This is a genomic window from Bradyrhizobium sp. OK095, from assembly GCF_900109945.1.
Classification (GTDB): Bacteria; Pseudomonadota; Alphaproteobacteria; order Rhizobiales; family Xanthobacteraceae; genus Bradyrhizobium.
In genome coordinates, this window is record NZ_FOBX01000005.1 from 141,994 (window position 1) to 162,524 (window position 20,531).

22 protein-coding genes are annotated in these 20,531 nt (G+C 64.5%); 10 read left to right on the plus strand and 12 right to left on the minus strand.

Translation table 11 applies throughout. From position 1 onward, the window contains the following. Positions 1 to 35: 35 nt before the first annotated feature. On the minus strand, positions 36 to 794 hold the full coding sequence (nth, locus tag BMW89_RS14970; protein WP_177196061.1) for an endonuclease III: 759 nt from the start codon (positions 792 to 794) through the stop codon (positions 36 to 38). Between the two features lie 22 nt (positions 795 to 816). Between nth and BMW89_RS14975 the strand changes: the two genes are divergently transcribed. Together BMW89_RS14975 and BMW89_RS14980 are read left to right on the plus strand one after the other, a co-directional pair. Beyond that, positions 817 to 1,350 carry a DUF2244 domain-containing protein gene (locus BMW89_RS14975; RefSeq protein ID WP_092027592.1) on the plus strand — a complete coding sequence of 178 codons (534 nt, stop codon included), beginning with the start codon at positions 817 to 819 and terminating at the stop codon, positions 1,348 to 1,350. A 56-nt stretch (positions 1,351 to 1,406) separates the two neighbouring features. After that, positions 1,407 to 2,303, plus strand: a complete 897-nt coding sequence (locus BMW89_RS14980) for a methylated-DNA--[protein]-cysteine S-methyltransferase (protein WP_092027594.1) — start codon at positions 1,407 to 1,409, stop codon at positions 2,301 to 2,303. A 40-nt stretch (positions 2,304 to 2,343) separates the two neighbouring features. On the opposite strand, the gene BMW89_RS14985 is transcribed toward BMW89_RS14980, so the two are convergent. The 8 genes from BMW89_RS14985 to dnaK all read right to left on the minus strand — a co-directional run bounded on the left by BMW89_RS14985 (position 2,344) and on the right by dnaK (position 9,774). Continuing rightward, complete coding sequence (locus tag BMW89_RS14985; protein WP_092027595.1) at positions 2,344 to 2,967, minus strand: 2,3-bisphosphoglycerate-dependent phosphoglycerate mutase; 624 nt, start codon at positions 2,965 to 2,967, stop codon at positions 2,344 to 2,346. Between the two features lie 84 nt (positions 2,968 to 3,051). Beyond that, positions 3,052 to 3,867 (minus strand): 4-hydroxy-tetrahydrodipicolinate reductase, encoded by an 816-nt coding sequence (gene dapB / locus BMW89_RS14990; RefSeq protein WP_092027597.1) that lies wholly within the window; start codon positions 3,865 to 3,867, stop codon positions 3,052 to 3,054. A 232-nt stretch (positions 3,868 to 4,099) separates the two neighbouring features. Further along, positions 4,100 to 4,411, minus strand: coding sequence for a DUF1330 domain-containing protein (locus BMW89_RS14995; protein ID WP_092027599.1), 312 nt, complete (start codon positions 4,409 to 4,411; stop codon positions 4,100 to 4,102). Positions 4,412 to 4,437: 26 nt separating this feature from the next. Beyond that, complete coding sequence (gene pyrF / locus BMW89_RS15000; protein WP_092027601.1) at positions 4,438 to 5,148, minus strand: orotidine-5'-phosphate decarboxylase; 711 nt, start codon at positions 5,146 to 5,148, stop codon at positions 4,438 to 4,440. 6 nt (positions 5,149 to 5,154) lie between these two features. After that, positions 5,155 to 5,733 carry an NADPH-dependent FMN reductase gene (locus tag BMW89_RS15005; protein WP_092028050.1) on the minus strand — a complete coding sequence of 193 codons (579 nt, stop codon included), beginning with the start codon at positions 5,731 to 5,733 and terminating at the stop codon, positions 5,155 to 5,157. 57 nt (positions 5,734 to 5,790) lie between these two features. Continuing rightward, positions 5,791 to 6,390, minus strand: coding sequence for a class I SAM-dependent methyltransferase (locus BMW89_RS15010; protein WP_092027603.1), 600 nt, complete (start codon positions 6,388 to 6,390; stop codon positions 5,791 to 5,793). A gap of 88 nt (positions 6,391 to 6,478) precedes the next feature. Then, the gene (gene dnaJ / locus BMW89_RS15015) at positions 6,479 to 7,612 is read right to left on the minus strand and encodes a molecular chaperone DnaJ (protein WP_092027605.1); all 1,134 of its coding nucleotides are present in this window, start codon (positions 7,610 to 7,612) and stop codon (positions 6,479 to 6,481) included. 260 nt (positions 7,613 to 7,872) lie between these two features. Further along, the gene (gene dnaK, locus BMW89_RS15025) at positions 7,873 to 9,774 is read right to left on the minus strand and encodes a molecular chaperone DnaK (protein ID WP_092027607.1); all 1,902 of its coding nucleotides are present in this window, start codon (positions 9,772 to 9,774) and stop codon (positions 7,873 to 7,875) included. A 394-nt stretch (positions 9,775 to 10,168) separates the two neighbouring features. On the opposite strand from dnaK, the gene BMW89_RS15030 reads away from it, so the two are divergent. Then, a complete protein-coding gene (locus BMW89_RS15030; RefSeq protein ID WP_177196062.1) occupies positions 10,169 to 11,110 on the plus strand; it encodes a hypothetical protein in 942 nt (313 codons plus the stop codon). Positions 11,111 to 11,203: 93 nt separating this feature from the next. Further along, entirely contained in the window at positions 11,204 to 11,926 is a 723-nt protein-coding gene (gene pncA, locus BMW89_RS15035) for a bifunctional nicotinamidase/pyrazinamidase (protein WP_092027610.1), read from the plus strand. A gap of 16 nt (positions 11,927 to 11,942) precedes the next feature. Here the strand turns inward: pncA and grpE are convergent, their stop codons facing one another. Together grpE and hrcA are read right to left on the minus strand one after the other, a co-directional pair. Continuing rightward, positions 11,943 to 12,548 carry a nucleotide exchange factor GrpE gene (gene grpE, locus BMW89_RS15040; protein WP_092027612.1) on the minus strand — a complete coding sequence of 202 codons (606 nt, stop codon included), beginning with the start codon at positions 12,546 to 12,548 and terminating at the stop codon, positions 11,943 to 11,945. A 96-nt stretch (positions 12,549 to 12,644) separates the two neighbouring features. Then, positions 12,645 to 13,733 (minus strand): heat-inducible transcriptional repressor HrcA, encoded by a 1,089-nt coding sequence (gene hrcA, locus BMW89_RS15045; protein ID WP_092027614.1) that lies wholly within the window; start codon positions 13,731 to 13,733, stop codon positions 12,645 to 12,647. 168 nt (positions 13,734 to 13,901) lie between these two features. Here hrcA and rph point away from each other — a divergent pair, with 168 nt between their 5' ends. From rph to hemW, 3 genes are read left to right on the plus strand one after another with little or no spacing between them, the layout of a single operon-like run. Next, a complete protein-coding gene (gene rph / locus BMW89_RS15050) occupies positions 13,902 to 14,615 on the plus strand; it encodes a ribonuclease PH (RefSeq protein WP_092027616.1) in 714 nt (237 codons plus the stop codon). An 11-nt stretch (positions 14,616 to 14,626) separates the two neighbouring features. Further along, positions 14,627 to 15,262: an RdgB/HAM1 family non-canonical purine NTP pyrophosphatase gene (rdgB, locus tag BMW89_RS15055; protein ID WP_092027618.1), complete on the plus strand. Its 636-nt coding sequence runs from the start codon at positions 14,627 to 14,629 to the stop codon at positions 15,260 to 15,262. Continuing rightward, positions 15,249 to 16,403 (plus strand): radical SAM family heme chaperone HemW, encoded by a 1,155-nt coding sequence (gene hemW / locus BMW89_RS15060; protein WP_092027620.1) that lies wholly within the window; start codon positions 15,249 to 15,251, stop codon positions 16,401 to 16,403. The genes rdgB and hemW overlap by 14 nt, the downstream gene beginning before the upstream one ends. Before the next feature lie 82 nt (positions 16,404 to 16,485). Here the strand turns inward: hemW and BMW89_RS15065 are convergent, their stop codons facing one another. Beyond that, positions 16,486 to 17,739 carry a penicillin-binding protein activator gene (locus tag BMW89_RS15065; protein ID WP_244547598.1) on the minus strand — a complete coding sequence of 418 codons (1,254 nt, stop codon included), beginning with the start codon at positions 17,737 to 17,739 and terminating at the stop codon, positions 16,486 to 16,488. Positions 17,740 to 18,079: 340 nt separating this feature from the next. Here BMW89_RS15065 and rsmI point away from each other — a divergent pair, with 340 nt between their 5' ends. From rsmI to gshB, 3 genes are read left to right on the plus strand one after another with little or no spacing between them, the layout of a single operon-like run. Then, the gene (rsmI, locus tag BMW89_RS15070) at positions 18,080 to 19,030 is read left to right on the plus strand and encodes a 16S rRNA (cytidine(1402)-2'-O)-methyltransferase (RefSeq protein ID WP_092027622.1); all 951 of its coding nucleotides are present in this window, start codon (positions 18,080 to 18,082) and stop codon (positions 19,028 to 19,030) included. Then, positions 19,017 to 19,415 carry a YraN family protein gene (locus tag BMW89_RS15075; RefSeq protein ID WP_092027624.1) on the plus strand — a complete coding sequence of 133 codons (399 nt, stop codon included), beginning with the start codon at positions 19,017 to 19,019 and terminating at the stop codon, positions 19,413 to 19,415. The genes rsmI and BMW89_RS15075 overlap by 14 nt, the downstream gene beginning before the upstream one ends. Before the next feature lie 10 nt (positions 19,416 to 19,425). Beyond that, positions 19,426 to 20,370, plus strand: a complete 945-nt coding sequence (gshB, locus tag BMW89_RS15080; protein ID WP_092027626.1) for a glutathione synthase — start codon at positions 19,426 to 19,428, stop codon at positions 20,368 to 20,370. Positions 20,371 to 20,531: the final 161 nt, after the last annotated feature.

Genomic DNA, 20,531 nt, shown 5'->3' on the forward strand with positions numbered 1-20,531 from the left:
TAGGCCCCCAAAACCACTTTGACCAAACGCCGTTCTCACACCGTCTTCTCCGGCCATCGGCAGAGATCGTTGATCAGGCACACCTCGCAGCGCGGCTTGCGTGCGAGGCAAGTATAGCGGCCGTGCAGGATCAGCCAATGATGGGCATGCAGCATGAACTCGGCCGGGATCATTTTTTCGAGACCGAGTTCGACTTCGAGCGGCGTCTTGCCCGGCGCCATCCCGGTGCGATTGCCGACGCGGAAGACATGTGTGTCCACCGCCATGGTGTGCTCGCCAAAGGCCATGTTGAGCACCACGTTGGCGGTCTTGCGTCCTGCGCCCGGCAGCGACTCGATCTCGGCTCGCGTGCGCGGCACCTCGCCGCCGAAATCGCTGAGCATTTTTGCCGACAGCGCGATCACGTTCTTCGCTTTGGTGCGATAAAGGCCGATGGTCTTGATGTACTCGCGCAGGCGTTCCTCGCCGAGGTCGAGCATTTTCTGCGGCGTGTCGGCGATCTCGAACAATGCCCGCGTCGCCTTGTTGACCCCGGCATCGGTCGCCTGCGCCGACAGCACCACGGCGACCAGCAGCGTGAACGGATTGACGTGCTCGAGCTCGCCTTTCGGCTCCGGATTGGCCTTGCGGAAACGGGCGAAGACCTCGTGGACCTCGGCCGGCGTCCAAGGCTTGATGGCTTTAAGTGATTTTTTGGCGGGCGCCTTCGGCTTCGCAACCGTTGCCGTTGCCTTTGCCTTTTTCTTCGGCACGGCCGCTTTGCGCGGGGCCGGCTTGCGGGTGATTTTTGCCATGATCGGGATATACTGAGGGACGATGAGCACAGGCAACGAAATTGAGCGCAAGAATTCTGAAGATCCGCGCGAGGTGCAGATCTTCTCGGCGCTGCTGACGCCGCATCGCTCGCTGAACCGCACCGGTTTTCTCGCCTTGATGCTGTTCCTGAGCGTCGTCAGTTTCGTCACGGGCCTCGCCTTCCTGATGATGGGCGCGTGGCCGGTGTTCGGCTTCTTCGGCCTCGACGTTCTCGTGATCTGGTGGGCCTTCAAGGTCAATTTCCGCGCCGCGCGGGCGACCGAGGAAATCGTCGTCACGCCGTCGGAGTTACGGGTGCGGCGGGTCAGCCATCGCGGCCAGGTCGCCGAATGGGCGTTCAACCCGCTCTGGGTCCGGCTCGACCTGGAGATCGACGAGGATTTTGGCATCGAGCACCTCTATCTGATCTCGCGCGGCCGCCGTATCCAAATCGCCGGTTTTTTGGGGCCTGAGGAAAAAGCAAGCTTTTACAATGGCCTGGTCGAGGCGCTGAACGCCGCCCGGCGCGGCCCGACCTATAATCCGGTCACCTGATCGCCGGGTCGGAAATCGGGTGGTTTCGAACCGCGCCCTCTCCTACATTTCCACTCATGATGACACTCGCCATACATGACCAGCGCCTGGCCAGGCCGGGCTCCCAGAACGCCGCGCTGCGCGATTATGATTCGGTGCGCCGGGCGATCGCCTTCATCTCGGAGAAGTGGCGCGCGCAGCCGACCATCGAGGCGATGGCGGATGCGGCCGGCGTCACCCCGGATGAGCTGCACCATCTGTTCCGCCGCTGGGCCTCGATCACGCCGAAGGCCTTTATGCAGGCGCTGACGCTCGATCACGCCAAGGGACTGCTGCGGGATTCCGCAAGCATCCTCGACGCGGCGCTCGACTCCGGTCTGTCAGGGCCGGGCCGGCTGCACGATCTGTTCGTGACCCATGAAGCGATGTCACCGGGCGAATGGAAGAACGGCGGCGCCGGCCTGACGCTGAGTTACGGCTTCCATCCCTCACCCTTCGGGACAGCGATCGTGATCGCGACCGGCCGCGGCCTGTCGGGCCTCGCTTTCGCCGATCCCGGTGAAGAGAAGGCGGCGCTCGCCGACATGACGCGGCGCTGGCCGAACGCGACTTATGTCGAAGATCATGAAGGCACCGCGCCACTGGCGCAGCGCATCTTCGACTCAAAACTGTGGCGACCGGATCAGCCGCTGCGCGTGGTCATGATCGGCACCGATTTCGAGGTGCGGGTGTGGGAGACGTTGTTGAAGATCCCGATGGGCCGCGCGGTGTCCTATTCCGACATCGCCTGCAACATCGACAACCCGAAGGCCTCGCGCGCCGTCGGTGCCGCCGTCGGCAAGAACCCGGTATCGTTTGTCGTGCCCTGCCATCGCGCGCTCGGCAAAAGCGGCACGCTCACCGGCTATCACTGGGGCATCACCCGCAAGCAGGCGATGCTGGGCTGGGAAGCCGGGCAGTTGGGGATGCAGTGATTCTTCTCCCTCGCCCCGCTTGCGGGGAGAGGCGAAAAGCTCAGCCCGCCAGATCCAGCTTCGAGGCCACCGTCGAATCCGCATTCAGCCGGTAGATGATCGGCACACCCGTCGCGAGCTCGCGCTTCAAGATGCCTTCGGGCGAGAGCTTTTCCAGCACCATGATCAGCGCGCGCAGCGAGTTGCCATGGGCGGCGACCAGCGTGCGCTTGCCGTTGAGCACGCCGGGCAAAATCTCCTGCACATAGTAAGGCAGCGTGCGCGCCAGCGTGTCCTTCAGGCTTTCGCCGCCGGGCGGCGGCACGTCGTAGGAGCGGCGCCAGATCAGCACCTGGTCCTCACCCCATTTCTTGCGCGCGTCGTCCTTGTTGAGGCCGGAGAGATCGCCGTAGTCACGCTCGTTCAGCGCGAGGTCCTTCGAGGTCGGCAGGCCCTTCTGGCCAAGCTCGCCGAGGATGAGATCGAGCGTGTGCTGCGCGCGCGTCAGCACCGAGGTGTAGGCGACGTCGAACACAAGGCCCTGCGCCTTCAGCTTGCGGCCGGCCTCGCTGGCTTCCTTCACGCCGAGCTCGGTGAGATCAGGATCCTTCCAGCCCGTGAACAAGTTCTTCAGATTCCATTCGCTCTGGCCGTGGCGCACGAGCACGAGAAGACGTTCGCTCATTGACTGCTATCCATTCCGTTTATCTTTTGAGCATGATCTTGTCGGAAAACCGCTTCATACTTTTCCGGATCATGCTCCCTTCGTTCAGAGATCAGCGAGGCCGAGCACGTCGGCCATGGAGTAGTGCCCCGGCTTCTTGCCGTGCGCCCACAACGCCGCCTTCAGCGCGCCATGGGCGAACAGCATGCGGTCCTCGGCCTGATGCGACAGCGTGAGGCGCTCGAACGGGCCGAGGAAGCTGACGCTGTGCTCGCCGGCGACGGTGCCGCCGCGCAAGGAGGCGAACCCAATATTGCCCGGCCTCCGCGCGCCGGTGATGCCGTCGCGGCCACGCTCGGCATGCTCATCGAGCGGGATGCCGCGGCCGCTAGCGGCCGCCTGTCCCAGCATCAGCGCCGTGCCCGAGGGGGCATCGATCTTCATGCGGTGATGGGTTTCGACGATCTCGATGTCAAAACTTTCGTCGAGCGCCTTGGCGACGCGCTTGACCACGGCGGCGAGCAGATTGACGCCCAGGCTCATATTGCCCGATTGCACCACGACCGCGCGGTTGGTGACGCTCTTGATCACGGCGTTGTCGGAGCCAGACAGGCCGGTGGTGCCGACGACATGCACGATGCCGCGCTCGGCCGCGATCGCGACATTGGCGATGGTCGCGGCCGGCACGGTGAAATCGAGGATGCCGTCGGCCTCCTTCGACATCGCCCAGAGATCAGCGGAGAGCTTGATGCCGTTGGCCGGGAGCCCTGCGAGCACGCCGGCATCCTTGCCGAGCAGCTCGGAGCCCGGCGCCTCCAGCGCGCCTGCCAATACCGCACCTTTGCTCTCGGCAATCGCCCGCGTCAGCGCGCGGCCCATCCGGCCGCCGGCTCCAGCAACAATCAAGCGCATGTCGGACATGGTGCGATCCTCTCAGGTGCGTTGTAGCGGGGGGATGCAGTTCCGGCAACCGAGGGGGATCGGGCAGGGTTGCCCGCGGCCATCTTTCGAGACGCCCGCCTTCGGCGTGCCCTCAGGATGAGGTCCGTTTTGCGGCGAGATATCAGACCCTCATGGTGAGGAGCCCGCCAAAGCGGGCGTCTCGAACCATGCAGGCCCGGTACGTTTCGGGAAGGTCAGAAAAGATCGCGCCTCAGCCGTCCGATGGCTGCGGGCCGTCATAACCTTCGATGATGATGAGGTCGGCGATCGAGTGCGGCTGGCGCACTTTGATGTTGGCCTGGTATTCCGGCGAGTTGTAGCAGGCGATCGCGGTCTCGTAGTCCGGGAATTCGATCACGACGTTGCGGGTGCGGCTAGCGCCTTCGACGGTGGTGAACTTGCCGGCGCGGACGACGAAGCGGGCGCCCCATTTCTTGAAGATCGGACCGTTGGCGACGGCATAGGGCTTGTAGCCCTCGTCATTGCTCACATCGACGCGTCCGATCCAGTAGCCTTTTGCCATTGTTCTTCTCCCTGTGTTGTTGGTGGTTAGCCTAGCGCTTGCGCAATCTCGGCCTGGATGGATTCCGCGATGGCTTTGGGGTCGGCGGCTTCCACCACCGGCCGCCCGACGACGAGATAATCCGCACCTGCGCTGATCGCACGGCCCGGCGTCATGATGCGCTTCTGGTCGCCGCTGGCCGCGCCCGCCGGGCGAATGCCGGGCGTGACAAGGCTCATCTGATGACCGACGATCTTGCGCAAGCTGCCGACTTCCTCGGGCGAGGACACGAGGCCATCGACGCCGAGCACCTGCGCCTGCTGCGCGCGCGCCTCGACGAGCTCGGAGACGCCGAGCCGATAGCCCGCCGCGTGCAGATCGTCCTCATTGTAAGAGGTCAGCACAGTGACGGCGAGAATCTTCAGGCTCGCACTGCCGCGGCCCTCGACGGCGCCTTTCATCGTCTGCGGATAGGCGTGTACGGTGAGGAAGGTCGCGCCCAATCTGGTGATGCTCTCGACGCCTTGGGCCACCGTGTTGCCGATGTCGTGCAGCTTGAGATCGAGAAAAACCTTCTTGCCCTTGTCGGCGAGCTTTGCAACGAGCGGCAAGCCGCCGGCATAAGCGAGCCGATAGCCGATCTTGTAGAAGCTGACACTGTCGCCGAGCCTCGCGATCATCGCCTCCGCGGCATCGACGCTGGGCAGATCGAGCGCAACGATCAGACGGTCTTTCGGGGCGATTTCGGCTGGCGTCATGTCACCTCACATCATGCGTTGGGAAATGTCGATCAACTGCCGCACCAGCTCTTTCAACGAAGCGATATCGCTCTCGTTCTTCAGCCTGTCCATATCGTCATAGGCCTGGTCGGCAAAAGCGAGCGTGAACTGGCCGGCAATCACATTGGCGTGGCAGGACGTCAGGATCAGCCTGAGCGCCTGGAGCGCGCGGGCCGCACCCAATCGGCTCTGCGAGGCGCCGGCGAGCGCGAAGGCACGGTTGCGGAAGACGTCGCCGCGCGCCTCGTGCGGGTCCTGCACGCGGCTGACCCAGTCGATCGCGTTCTTCAGCAACGGCGGCACCGAGGCGTTGTATTCGGGCGAGACGAACAGCACGCCATGATGCGTGCCGATCATCCGCTTGAGATTGATCGCGTGCTTGGGCACGCCTGATTTGGCCTGGAGATCGCCGTCGTAGATCGGCAGCGGAAAATCGGCGAGCGAGATGCGGGTGATTTCGACGCCGGCCTGGGCGAATTCATATGCGGCGACCGCCGCCAGCTTCGCATTATGCGAGCCGGTGCGGAGCGAACCGGGAATGACCAGGATTTTGGGTGCTGACATCCAATTCAATGCGTTCGGCGAAACGAGCCCGCCGCGCAAAGAAAGATGCCGGCGGAATTAGTCCTTGCGATACACCCAGACGCGGGCCGGCGGAAGGTTCATCCAGATCCGGTCCGATGCCTCTGTGGACACGCCGGGCAGCGATTTCGGGATCGGCGGCACCACCGCATAGGTGAACTGGACGAAGGGCGCGCCGGGCGCCAGCGCCGTGAAGGCGTCGCGGATCAGCCGCAGCCGCGTCAGCATCGGTTTTGTGACCAGCGGCAGGCCGGAGACGACGGCGGAGGCGGGCGCGCTCAGCACGTTCCAGAGCGTGTCGCGCAGGCGATAGGCATCGCCCTGCACGACCTTGGCCTGCGGATAGCGATCGCGCAGCAGGGCGCAGAAGCCCGGATTATATTCGACGAGGACGAGGCGTTTCTGGTCGACGCCGCGCTCGATCAGGGCCGAGGTGATGGCGCCGGTGCCGGGCCCAAGCTCGACCACGGGAGCGTCCGAGTCGACGTCGACGTAATGCGCCATTTTGCGGGCGAGCAGCTTGCCTGACGGCATCACCGCGCCCATGTGCAGGGGCTTTTCGATCCATGATCTGAGAAAGCGCACCTCGTCATCAAGACGAGGTTTCTTCAACGCACGCGCGGACGATGGCAATGGCATGTCAGGACCGGACGGGACCGCAGGAACGCGGCGTGTCAGAAAATAGTCATAAACAGGTATAGGCCGAAGGCGGTACGGTCAAGACGAGTCAGCTCGCCCGATTGCTGAACAGATCCTTGACCTTGGTGAAGAAGCCGACGGATTCCGGCTGGGTATTGCCCGAGGACAGCTTTTCGAACTCGGCCAGCAATTCCTGCTGCTTCTTGGTGAGATTTTGCGGGGTCTCGACCGCGACCTGGACGTACATGTCGCCCGTCTGGCGCGAGCGCAGCACCGGCATGCCTTTTGATGCAATGCGGAATCGGCGGCTCGACTGGGTGCCGGCCGGCACTTTCACCTTGGCTTTCCCGCCGTCGATGGTCGGCACCTCGAATTCCCCGCCAAGGGCGGCCGTCACCATCGAGATCGGGACCCGGCAATGCAGATCGGCGCCGTCGCGCTGGAACAGCTGGTGCTGGGCCAGCGACAGGAAGATGTAGAGGTCGCCGGGCGGGCCGCCGCGGACCCCGGCCTCGCCCTCGTTGGCGAGCCTGATCCTGGTGCCGTCCTCGACACCCGGGGGAATGTTGACCGAGAGATTCCGCTCGCGGGTGACGCGGCCCTGGCCCGAGCAGGACGGGCAGGCATCCTCGATCATCTGGCCGCGGCCCTGGCAGCCGGGGCAGGTCCGCTCCAGCGTGAAGAAACCCTGCGACTGCCGCACGCGGCCGGCGCCGCCGCAGGTTGAGCAGGTCTTCGGCTTGGTGCCGGCCTTGGCACCGATGCCCGAGCAGGCCTCGCAGGTGACCGAGACCGGAATCTCGATCTGCGCGGTCTTGCCGCCAAAGGCGTCCTCGAGCGTGATTTCCATGTTGTAGCGTAAATCGGCGCCGCGCTCGCGGCCGCCGCGGCCGCCGCCGCGTTGTCCGGCCATGCCGAACAGATCTTCGAAGATGTCGGAGAAGGAGGAGGCGAAGCCGGCGCCGAAACCAGCACCGCCGCCGGGGCCGCCCTGCTCAAAGGCCGCATGGCCAAAGCGGTCGTAGGCCGCGCGCTTGTCCTTGTCCTTGAGGATCTCGTAAGCTTCGTTGAGTTCCTTGAACTTGACTTCGCTGGTGTCATCCCCGGGATTGCGGTCGGGGTGAAACTTCATCGCAAGCTTGCGGAAGGACGATTTCAGCACGGAATCGTCGGCGGAGCGTTCGACCTCAAGGGTTTCGTAATAGCAGCGCTTGGTGGACATGTCTGACTCGGCCTATCCAATCGCGATTCAAGTCGGGGCGAAACAACGTCGCCACGCGACCATATAAGCAGCCTTCCGCTGATCGGCAGAGGGCAGCACGGTGTCGTTCAGCATAACGGCTGGGAATTGATTGATCGTAACGGGGCCGATCTCAACAGAGCCTGCTCCCGTCGAACCCGGCACGAAGGCCTCTCCCCTGAGGGGAGAGGCCGACTGAGCGTGTGGGGTCCAAGCCGCCCGCATCATGACCCTCTTCGGGTTCAGGCGGACTTCTTGTTGGTCTTGTCGTCGTCGACTTCGGTGAACTCCGCGTCGACAACGTCGTCCTTGGCCGCATCCTTCTTGGCGTCGGCCTCGGCCTGCTGCGTGTAAATGGCCTCGCCGAGCTTCATCGAAGCCTGAGCCAGCGTTTGGGTCTTGGCCTTGATCGCTTCGGCATCGTCGCCCTTCAGCGCTTCCTTGAGGTCGCTGACGGCATCCTCGATGGAACGGCGCTCGGTCTCGGCAATCTTCGAACCGTGCTCGGCCAGCGCCTTCTCGGTCGAATGCACCAGTCCGTCCGCATCGTTCTTGGCCATGACAGCCTCGCGGCGCTTCTTGTCCGCCTCGGCATTGGCCTCGGCATCCTTGACCATCTTCTCGATGTCGGCTTCCGACAGACCGCCGGAGGCCTGGATGCGGATCTGCTGCTCCTTCGCAGTAGCCTTGTCCTTGGCCGAGACGTTGACGATGCCGTTGGCGTCGATATCGAAGGTCACCTCGATCTGCGGCATGCCGCGCGGGGCCGGCGGAATGCCCATCAGGTCGAACTGGCCGAGCATCTTGTTGTCGGCCGCCATTTCACGCTCGCCCTGGAAGACGCGGATCGTGACCGCGTTCTGGCTGTCCTCGGCGGTCGAGAACACCTGGCTCTTCTTGGTCGGGATCGTGGTGTTGCGGTCGATGATGCGGGTGAACACGCCGCCCAGCGTCTCGATGCCCAGCGACAGCGGGGTCACGTCGAGCAGCAGCACGTCCTTGACGTCGCCCTGAAGCACGCCGGCCTGGATCGCGGCGCCGATCGCCACGACTTCGTCCGGATTGACGCCCTTGTGGGGCTCCTTGCCGAACAGCTGCTTCACGACTTCCTGGACCTTCGGCATGCGCGACATGCCACCGACCAGCACCACTTCGCCGATCTCGGCGGCGGTGAGGCCGGCATCCTTCAGCGCCTTGCGGCAGGGCTCGACGGTCTTCTGGACGAGATCGTCAACCAGCGCTTCGAACTTGGCGCGGGTGAGCCTCATCGTCAGATGCTTCGGGCCGGTCTGGTCCGCGGTGATGAAGGGCAGGTTGATCTCGGTCTGCGTCGTCGACGACAGCTCGATCTTGGCCTTTTCAGCGGCTTCCTTCAGGCGCTGCAACGCGAGCTTGTCGTTGCGCAGGTTGATGCCCTGCTCCTTCTGGAACTCGTCAGCGAGATAGCCGACCAAGCGCATGTCGAAATCTTCGCCGCCGAGGAAGGTGTCGCCGTTGGTCGACTTCACCTCGAACACGCCATCGCCGATTTCGAGAATCGAGACGTCGAACGTGCCGCCGCCGAGATCGTACACGGCGATCGTGCCGGTCTTGGTCTTGTCGAGGCCATAGGCGAGCGCCGCCGCGGTCGGCTCGTTGATGATGCGCAGCACTTCAAGGCCCGCGATCTTGCCGGCGTCCTTGGTCGCCTGACGCTGGGCGTCGTTGAAATAGGCGGGAACGGTGATGACGGCCTGGTCGACCTTCTGGCCGAGATGGGCTTCCGCGGTCTCCTTCATCTTCTGCAGGATGAAGGCGGAGACCTGCGAGGGCGAATAGGTCTGGCCGTCGGCCTCGACCCAGGCGTCGCCGTTGGAGGCCTTCACGATCTTGTACGGAACGAGCTTCTTGTCCTTCTCGACCATCGGGTCGTCGTAGCGGCGGCCGATCAGGCGCTTCACTGCGAAGAAGGTGCGCTCGGGGTTAGTGACGGCCTGGCGCTTGGCAGGCTGGCCGACGAGGCGCTCACCGTCATCCGTGACGGCGACGATCGAAGGCGTCGTGCGCATGCCTTCGGAATTCTCGATGACTTTGGCATTTTTGCCATCCATCACGGCGACGCACGAATTCGTGGTCCCGAGGTCGATCCCAATGACCTTTCCCATGGTCCTGATATCCTTGTTTTTGCGGCAGGTTGGCTAGGCCCAGAAGGCACCCGAACCGAACCCCCTAAGATCAAACATTCGCGATATTGCGATGGTTGACGCTCATATAGGAGGGGGGGTGGGGCCCGCAAGGACCGAACGCAAGTTTCGGCCGTGAAAACATTGGGTTTTGGAAGATCATATCCGGGCTGGACCGCCCTTGCGGGTGAGGATTTATTAACAGGTTCAGGCTTCGGCCTGCCCCCGCCACGATGATCTGCCCGGCCCTGTTACCGGCGGGCCAAACCCGCTAAAAGGCGGACCGGCCGGACAGCCTCACGAGGCTGCTTCGCGCGACAAATCGGCCCGATGGCCGACCATCGAACGGCCTCAATGTGAACCAATCAGAGTGCCCATGAAGCTGATCCGCCCCCTCGCCGCGCTCGCCCTCCTCATTGCCACAGCACTTCCGGCCCTCGGCGCCGACGCCGTCTACCCACCGGGCTTGCGCCTCGGCATGGTGCCGCTGGTCGGCTTAAGCACAGCAAAAACCTTTCCCGGCTTCGAGAGCGAGGACGGCAACGTCAAGGTGCTGATCACCGAGCTGCCGCCGGCGGCCTACGGCGAGGTCGTGAGCGCCTTCAATGCCAATACGGCCGGCACCAACGGCGTCAAGCAGGACAAGATCGAGACGCCTGCGGGCCTTGCCTATTTCACCACCGAGAGCGGCAAGGCCGGCGAGACTCCTGTGCGGCGCTATTCGATGATTGTGCCGGGCGCCGGCTTCTCCGGCTATGTCGCGGTGCAGATCCCGGAGAATGCGACCAAGATCTACACCGACGAAGCGGTACGGCAGATGTTTGCGAGCACTGTGACCCGCAAGCAGGTCTCGGCCGACGAGCAGATCGGGCTGATGCCGTTCAAGATCACCGATCTCGCCGACTTCAAGGACGTCCGCACGCTGGCGCCGGGCTCCAGCATCATCCTGGCCGACGGCGACGAGAGCACAGGCTATGAGTCGAAGCCGTTCATGATCCTCGGCCTGATCGGTGCCACCCCGCAAGCCGCCGACGACCGCGCCCGTTTCGCACAGGAAGCTGCGCTCCAGATCCCCGGCGTTCGCGAATCGCGCGTCACCATGTCGGAGCCGATCCGCATCAACGGCCAGCAGGGTTTTGAGACCCGGATCGACGGCATCAGCGGCAAGGACAAGATCCCCGTGACCGTGGTGCAGTGGATCCGCTTCTCGAGCGGCGGCGCCTCGCTCCGCATCATCGCCAGCGCCCCGCGTGATCAGTGGCTGGCGGCTTTCGCCCGCTTCCGTTCCGTGCGCGACGGAATTCAGCCGAAGGGCTAGCTGCTGGACAGATCAGGCTGCATTTTCGGGCTTCTGTTCGCTCGCGCGCGGAACTAGGCTTCGCCTCCATTGGCTCACAAGGGGAGGCGAACGATGCTGGATCGGCGACAAGTCTTGGCGGCGCTTGGAACGACGGCCCTCGTAGCCCTCGCACCAAGCGCACTCTTTGCAGCAGCCTCGATCAAGCCCGACGATACCTCCGCACTGCTCGTGATCGACGTGCAAAACTGCTTCCTGCCGGGCGGCAGCCTTGCGGTGAAGGAAGGCGAGCAGGTGGTGCCCGTCATCAACAAGATGGCAAAAGCGTTTTCGAATGTGGTGATGACGCAGGACTGGCACACGCCCGGTCATGTTTCGTTTGCGTCGGTCCACGCGGGCAAAAAACCGTTCGAGACCGTCGATCTTCCCTACGGCAAGCAGGTGCTGTGGCCGGACCATTGCGTGCAGGGCACCGACGGCGCGGCACTGTCGAAGGACCTTTCGATCCCGCACGCCGAGCTCATCATCCGCAAGGGTTTTCACAAGGACGTCGACAGCTATTCGGCCTTCCTCGAAGCCGACGGCAAGACCTCGACGGGACTCGCCGGCTATCTCAAGGGGCGCAAAATCAAGCGCGTCTTCGTTGTAGGGCTGGCGACAGATTTCTGCGTCGCCTGGACCGCGCTCGACGCGCGCAAGGCCGGCTTCGAGGTTTATGTCGTGGAAGACGCCTGCCGCGGCATCGACAATCAGGGCTCGCTCGCCAAAGCCTGGGCCGATATGGCCAAGGCCGGCGTGAAGCGGATTCAGTCTGGCGATATCGCGGCGAGCGCGTAAGCGGCGCTTACGCCGCTCAGTTCGACTCGTTGCTGTTCGCGGCCGCCGCGGCCTTTGCGCCACCCTTGGCGACACCGACCAGCGCCGGACGCAGCACACGCTCGCCGATGGTGTAGCCGGCCTGCATGACCTGCACGACGGTGCCTGTTGGCACCGACGCATCGGGCACCTCGTACATCGCCTGATGGAAGTTCGGGTCGAACTTCTGGCCCTGCGGATCGAGCTTCTTCACGCCGTGCTTTTCCAGCGCGTTGAGCAGCGAGCGCTCGGTGAGCTCGACGCCCTCGATCAGCGAGGTCAGGCCGGCATCGGCCGCGGCGCGGGCATCGGCCGGAACGGCATCGAGCGCACGCTGGAGATTGTCGGCGATGTCGAGCACGTCACGGGCAAAGCCGGTGACGCCGTAGAGCTTGGAGTCAGCGACCTCCTTGGCGGTGCGCTTGCGCAGGTTTTCCATCTCGGCCAGCGTCCGCAACATGCGGTCGCGCGCCTCGGCGGCTTCCTTCTGCAACAACTCGACCGAACCGGGCTCGGGATCGTCGGGCATGATGTAGGGCTTTGACACCACGGGCTCGCCGGCTGCAGCGGTCGTGTCGTCGGGGTGCCCGTCTCGATCGGTCATCGGCTCTCTTCTCGAACTGGTCTCAAGGGATTGTTGGCCCGGATATCGTGCCTAAGCGTGCGAAAATCAAGCGCCTGTGATCGGAGGAAACGCCGGTCAGCCCCCCAAAAGGCGGCTGACGATGCGGGCGGCGTAGTCCACGGTCGGGATTACACGGGCATAATTCAGCCGTGTCGGCCCGATCACGCCCAAAACGCCGACGATATGGCCGGCGGCATCCCGATAGGGCGAGATGATGGTGGAGGAGCCGGACAGCGAGAAAAGCTTGTTCTCGCTGCCGATGAAGATTCGCACACCTTCTGCGGTCTCGGCGCGGCCCAGGAGATCGATGACGCCGCGCTTGGTCTCGAGATCGTCGAACAACAGGCGAACCCGCTCGAGATCCTCCAATGCATGCAGGTCTTCGAGCAAATTGGCGTGACCACGGACGATGAGCTGACGGTCCTCTTTCTCGCCGCCGGACCAGCTGGCAATGCCGGCCGAGATCACCTTCTGGGTCAATTGATCGAGCTCGGTGCGCGCTTCGCCAAGCGCGGTCTCGAGTTCCAGCCGCGCCTCCGCCAGCGTCCGGCCGCGTATCCTGGCATTGAGGAAATTGCCGGCCTCCGTCAGCGCCGAGGATGGAACCCCCGGCGGCAGCGTCAGCACGCGGTTTTCGACCTGGCCGTCCTCGCCGACCAGGATCACCAGCGCCTTTTCGGGTTCCAGACGGACGAATTCGATGTGTTTCAGCCGCGCATTGGATTTCGGCGTCAGCACCACGGCCGCGGCGCGGGTGAGGCCGGACAGCCGCGTTAGCGCCTCTTCCAGCGCCGCCTCAACCGACTGCGCGTGTCCGACGGAGGTCAGCTGGCTCTGGATCGCTTGACGCTCGGCGTCGTTGAGGTCGCCGACCTGCATCAGGGCGTCGACGAAGAAGCGCAGGCCAAGTTCCGTCGGCAGCCGGCCGGCGGAGGTGTGCGGCGCATAGACCAGGCCGAGCTGCTCCAGATCGGCCATGACATTGCGGACCGAGGCCGGCGACAGCGGCATGGCGATCAGCCGCGAGATATTGCGCGAGCCCACCGGCTCGCCGGTCGCGAGATAGCTTTCGACAATTTGACGAAAGATGTCGCGAGAACGCTCGTTGAGCTGGGCGAGGCCCGCGCGCGGCGCGATCAGATGGATCGGATCGTGATGGGCCACGGGCGTAACTCCTGTCAGACGCTCATAATTTGTCCATCCCTGAGGCATCTGACAAGCGTGGCGTTTGCGGGGTGGACAACCGGGGGTGAAAAAGCCTTGTTCTCCCCACTCACCCCCCCTACAAGCACCGCGAATAGCCCTTTTCCGAGAGTTTTGGAGGATTTCCCCATGCGGCCAAGCCGCCGTGCGCCCGACGAATTGCGCCCCGTGACGCTCGAGCGTGGCGTGGTCAAATATGCGGAAGGCTCCTGCCTGGTGAAATTCGGCGACACCCATGTGCTGGTGACGGCCACGCTGGAAGACCGCCTGCCGCCGTGGCTGAAGGGCCAGGGCCGCGGCTGGGTCACCGCCGAATACGGCATGCTGCCGCGCGCGACCTCCGAACGCACCCGCCGCGAAGCCTCTGCCGGCAAGCAGAGCGGCCGCACCGTCGAGATCCAGCGCCTGATCGGCCGCTCGCTTCGTACCATCGTCGATCTCGAAGCGCTCGGCGAACGCCAGATCACAGTCGATTGCGATGTGCTTCAGGCCGACGGCGGTACCCGCACAGCCTCGATCACGGGTGCCTGGGTCGCGCTCGCCGATTGCCTCAACTGGATGAAGGCGCGCAACATGATCAAGGCCAAGGTGTTGCGCGACAACGTCGCCGCGATCTCCTGCGGCATCTATAACGGCACGCCCGTGCTCGACCTCGACTATGCCGAGGATTCGGAAGCCCAGACCGACGCCAATTTCGTCATGACCGGCGATGGCCGCATCATCGAGGTGCAGGGCACGGCGGAACGCGAGCCGTTTACGCAGGAAGAGTTCCTGGCGCTGATGGCACTGGCCCAGAAGGGCATCGCGCGTCTGGTGGACTTGCAGAAACTGGCTGTCGCGTAGTCAATAGACCCATGCACCGCCGAATCACCGGAAAGCTCGTCATCGCCACCCACAATCCCGGCAAGCTCGCCGAGATGAAGGAGCTTTTGGCGCCTCACGGCATCGAGGCGGTGTCGGCCGGCGAGCTCGGCCTGCCCGAGCCCGAAGAGACCGGTAGCGATTTCCGCAGCAACGCTGCGATCAAGGCGATCGCCGCAGCGCAGGCGACCAAGCTTCCGTCCTTCGCCGATGATTCCGGCATCGTCGTCGACGCACTCGACGGCGCGCCCGGCATTTTCTCCGCGCGTTGGGCCGGTCCGAACAAAGACTTCGCCGCGGCGATGGCGCAGATCGAGCGCCTTTTGCAGGAGCGCGGCGCCACCACGCCGGACAAACGCAAAGCGCATTTCGTCTCCGCGCTCTGCGTCGCCTGGCCCGATGACCATCTCGAAGAGGTCGAGGCGCGCGTTGACGGCACCTTGGTCTGGCCGCCGCGCGGCACCGCCGGCTTCGGCTACGACCCGACGTTTTTGCCCGATGGACACGACCGCACCTTCGGCGAGATGACCAGTATCGAGAAGCACGGCCTGCCGCCGCTCGGCCTCGGCCTGTCGCATCGCGCCCGCGCCTTCGTGAAACTGGCGGAGATCTGCCTTGAGCCGCGCTAACGAAGCCTTCGGCGTCTACGTGCACTGGCCGTTCTGCCTGTCGAAGTGCCCGTATTGCGACTTCAACAGCCACGTCCGCCACGCCCCCATCGATGAGGCGCGGTTTGCGTCAGCCTTCGCGCGCGAAATCGAAACGACCGCGCAGCGTTCACCCGGCCGCGAGGTCACCTCGATCTTCCTCGGCGGCGGCACGCCGTCGCTGATGCAGCCCGCAACCGTCGGTGCGGTGCTCGACGCCATCGGCAAGCACTGGAAAGTTGCCAGCGACGTCGAAGTCACGCTGGAAGCCAACCCGACCAGCGTCGAAGCCACGCGCTTCGCCGGCTATCGCTCAGCCGGCGTCAATCGCGTCTCGCTCGGGGTGCAGGCACTCGATGACGCCTCGCTGAAGGCGCTGGGTCGGATGCACAGCGCGCGCGAGGCACTCGATGCAGTCGCCATCGCGCGCCGCTCGTTCGATCGTTATTCGTTCGATTTGATCTACGCCCGCCCCGACCAGACGCCGGCGATGTGGGCCGACGAGCTAAAGCTCGCGATCAGCGAGGCGGCCGAGCATCTGTCGCTCTATCAATTGACGATCGAGGAAGGCACGCCGTTCTTCGGCCTGTACCAGGCCGGCAAACTGAAGACGCCGGACGAAGCGGTGGCGCGCGCGCTCTACGACGTCACGCAGGAGACCTGCGACAAGCTCGGCCTGCCCGCCTACGAGATTTCCAACCACGCGCGGCGTGGCGCCGAGTGCCGGCACAATCTGGTCTACTGGCGCGGCGAGGAATATGCCGGCATCGGCCCCGGCGCACATGGCCGGCTCGACATCGACGGCATCAGGCACGCCACCGCCACCGAGAAGCGTCCCGAAGCCTGGCTGATGCGCGTCGAGACCAACGGCCACGGAAACGTCACCGATGATCTCCTCAACAGCGAAGAGCGCGCCGACGAATTTTTGCTGATGGGATTGCGCTTGGCGGAAGGCATCGACCCCGAGCGCTACAAAGCCCTCTCTGGCCGCTCGCTCGATCCCAAGCGCATCACGCTGCTGCGTGAAGAGGGTGCAATCACCGTCGACCCTACAGGGCGGCTGCGTGTGACGAGCAGCGGATTCCCAGTGCTAGACGCGGTGGTCGCGGATCTCGCGGCGTAACCCACCAATTTCGTCCAGTGCACGCGGAAGCATGGTGGGTTACGCCTTCGGCTAACCCACCCTACGGCACCGTTGTCCTGAACTACGCCCCAAAACTCTTCGGCGAGCCCGCAACTGCTACGCCGCCGCCGGTCGTCACCTTCATCACCGCAAGCCCGCGTTCATTCGTGCCATCCGCGCGGAAGCGGAACAGGCCGTCGATGCCTGCGAAGCCGGAAGGGTTGGTGAGCACATCCGGCGAGAAGCGCGTGGGACCCTGCGTGCGTGCGAGCGCGGCGACGAGGGCGACCGCGTCATAGGCGAGCGTTGCGGTGCGGATCGGCTCGGCGCCGTATTTGGTACGATAGCGGCCGGAGAACGCGCGAAAACCGGCCGGATCGGGCGCGGCGTAGAGACCGCCTTGCAAGCTCGCATTGGCATAGACGCGCGGATTGTCCCAAAGCCCGGTGCCGAGCAGCTGGATATTGCGCAAATTCGCACCCGCCGCGGTCATCGCGTCGGCCACCGTGACCACGGCGTCGCCGTCATCGGCAATGAACAGCGCATCCGCGCCGCCGAGCTGCTGCGCCACGGTGCGCGCCGGCGTGGCGCGATCGGCGCCGTATTTCTCGAACGCGACGATGCGGCCGCCACGCCGCGGCACCGCTGCCTTCACGGCGGCTTCGACAACATTGCCATAGGCGTTATCAGGCACGAGCACGGCTACGGAGCGCTTTCCGATGCTGGCGGAATATTCGACGATGCGATTGACGTCGGACTCCGGCAGGAAAGAGAGCAGATAGACGCCGCGGCCGGCGATGCTGGAATCAGTCGAGAACGCGATCACCGAGATGCTGCGCGTACGCGCGACCTGCGCCACCGCCGGCACCGACTGCGCGAACAGCGGTCCCAAAATGATCTCGGCGCCTTCGTCAACCGCCTGCTGCGCACCGGCCTGCGCACCTTGCGGGCTGCCGTTGTCGTCCTTGATCAGGAGCTGGATGTTGGGATTCTGGAACTCGGCCAGCGCCATCTCCGCGGCGTTACGCATCGACTGCGCGGCGAGGCCGGCATTGCCCGAGGCCGAGAGCGGCAGGATCACGGCGACCTTGACCCCGCCGGTGCCTGCGGTCGTGGCCTGCTGCGGGGGACCTGCCGGCTGGGCCGGGGGCGGGGAGGAGCTGCTGAACGGATTGGAGAACTGGCTGAGGCTCTGCTGCACGCCGGCGCAGGCCGACAGCAGCGGCGCGCCAAGCAATAGGCCGAGCGCGCTCCGCCGGGTTGCCCCTGATATCTGGGGCCCCTGAACGGGAGACTCCTCCGAAGTGGAAGATCTGGGATCACGCGGGCCGAACATGGCAGCTTCTCTTCTGACCAGCCGTCGGCCGGCCGATCACAACAACTCTTTCCGCGACAGAACCCGCGGATTCAGGCATATTGTCGACAAATAGTTAACTAAAACAAAAGGATAATGACCGCTTAACGCGGCCGCACCTTAAGGTCTGGCTAGCTGTTCACCGTCCGTCACCCCGCATCAAGGCGGCGTTTCCGCCCTGAATATGGCGCTGACGGCTCATTCCCTCTCGAATGTGATGCCTCACGGATCACATTCCAGCCTTCCCACCCCTCACCTCGGCCCGATCTTTTTCGGAGGACCGGTTCCCAGTCCCGGGGATCATGCCTAAGTTCGATTCATTATGCGCGCAAAGCCGGCCCCGATAAATACACCTGAAACTACGGATCCCGCCTCGCGCGGTTTCTCCATCGACGCCCATCGGCTCACCGCGCCGAAGGCGGCGCCGGGGCTGCACCTGGTCGCGACCCCGATCGGCAATCTCGGCGACATCACACTGCGGGCGCTTCAGACCCTCGCCGGCGTCGATGTCATCGCCTGCGAGGACACCCGCATCACGCGACGCCTGACCGAGCGCTACGCCATCACGGCCCAGCTCAAGCAATATCACGAGCACAACGCCGAAGCCGCGCGTCCAAAGATTCTGGAGGCGCTTGCGGCAGGCGGCTCGATCGCGCTGGTGTCGGACGCCGGCACGCCGCTGATCTCCGATCCCGGCTTCAAGCTGGTGCGCGAGGTCTGCGCCGCCGGCCACGCAGTCTATGCGCTGCCCGGCCCGTCCTCGGTGCTGGCGGCGCTGTCGGTCGCGGCGCTGCCGACCGACCGCTTCTTCTTCGAAGGCTTTTTGCCGTCAAAATCCGCTGCGCGAAAATCGCGCCTCACCGAGCTCGCGCGCATCGATGCGACGCTGGTGATGTTCGACTCCGGCAACCGCGTGCAGGACACGCTCGCCGAACTCGCCGAGATCATGGGCACGCGCGAGGCCGCAATCTGCCGCGAGCTGACCAAGCTGCACGAGGAAATCTCGCGCGCGACTCTAAGCGAGCTGGCGCGCGACGCCGATGCACTGGAAACGCGCGGCGAATTCGTGCTGGTGATCGCTCCGCCGCCGGCCGACGCCGAGATGCTGACATCGGATGCGCTGGACGATCTGCTGCGCGAGCAGCTTGGCGCGCACAGCGTCAAGGATGCGGTCGCGCATGCCGTCGCACTGTCAGGCCGGCCGCGCCGGGAGGTCTATGCCCGCGCGCTCGAACTCGCCAAAGACTTAAGGGGCGACGATGGCGAAGACTGAGGGCGCGGAGCCGAAAACCGCCTCGCCCGAGCGCGTCGCCGCGTTCCGCACCGGTATCTCCGCCGAGAGCCGTGCCGCAGCCTTCCTGATGGCCAAGGGCTACCGCATCCTCGCCAAACGCTATCGCACGCCGCATGGCGAGATCGACATTGTGGCGCGCCGCCGCAACCTCATTGCCTTTGTCGAGGTCAAGGCCCGCGCCAGCCTCGATGAGGCCGCCTATGCCGTGACGCCGCGCCAGCAGCAGCGCATCGTCAACGCTGCGCAAGGCTGGCTCGTAGCGCATCCCGAGCATGCCGAATTCGAATTGCGATTCGACGCCATGCTGATTGCGCCGCGCTCACTTCCGCGCCATGTGTTGGCGGCATTCGACGCCTCGACCTGAAAGGCAGACCATGAAACTCAACGTCGCCGTCCAGATGGACCCCATCGCCCGCATCAACATCAAGGGCGATTCCACCTTCGCGCTGCTGCTGGAAGCGCAGAAGCGCGGCCACGGCCTGTCCTATTACACGCCCGACAAGCTCTCGATGGTCGGCGAGGAGATCGTCGCGCCCGTCCAGCTCCTGACCGTGCGCGACGAGCCCGGCAATCATTTCACGCTCGGCGAGCCCAGGCGCGAGGTGCTCAACGGCTTTGACGTGGTGCTGCTGCGCCAGGATCCGCCGTTCGATCTCGCCTACATCACCTCGACGCATCTGCTCGAGCGCATCCATCCGAAGACGCTTGTCGTCAACGATCCCGCGTCGGTTCGCAATGCGCCGGAAAAGCTGTTCGTGATGAACTTTCCGCAGCTGATGCCGCCGACGCTGATCTCGCGCGACCTCGACGAGATCAACGCCTTTCGCGACAAGCATGGCGCCGTCGTGATGAAGCCGCTGCACGGCCATGGCGGCGCCGCGGTGTTTCGCGTGCTGCCGCAAGACATGAATTTCGGCTCGCTGTTCGACATGTTCTCGGTCACCTTCAAGGAAGCCTGGGTAATCCAGCAGTTCATTCCCGAGGTGAAGCTCGGCGACAAGCGCATCATCCTGGTCAATGGCGAGTTCGCCGGCGCGGTGAACCGCGTGCCGGCCGCCGACGACCTCCGCTCCAACATGGTGCGCGGCGGCGCGGCAAAGGAGACCGAGCTCACCCCGCGCGAGCGCGAGATCTGCGCCACCGTCGGTCCGGCGCTGCGCGAGCGTGGCCTCTTGTTCGTCGGCATCGACGTCATCAACGGCAACCTCACCGAAATCAACGTGACCTCACCGACGGGCATCCGCGCGATTGCAAAGCTCGGCGGGCCTGATGTCGCGGCGAAGGTCTGGGATGTCATCGAGCAGAAGCGGGCGAAGTAGGGCCCGTCACTTCGTAGCCCGGATGAGCGAAGCGACATCCGGGGAAACAACATCCCGGATGTCGCTTCGCTCATCCGGGCTACGGCATCAATTGCAACACTGCGAGCGCTGCTCCAGCCGCCCATCACTAACCACCCATTCACCATGACGCCGCGCGCGTC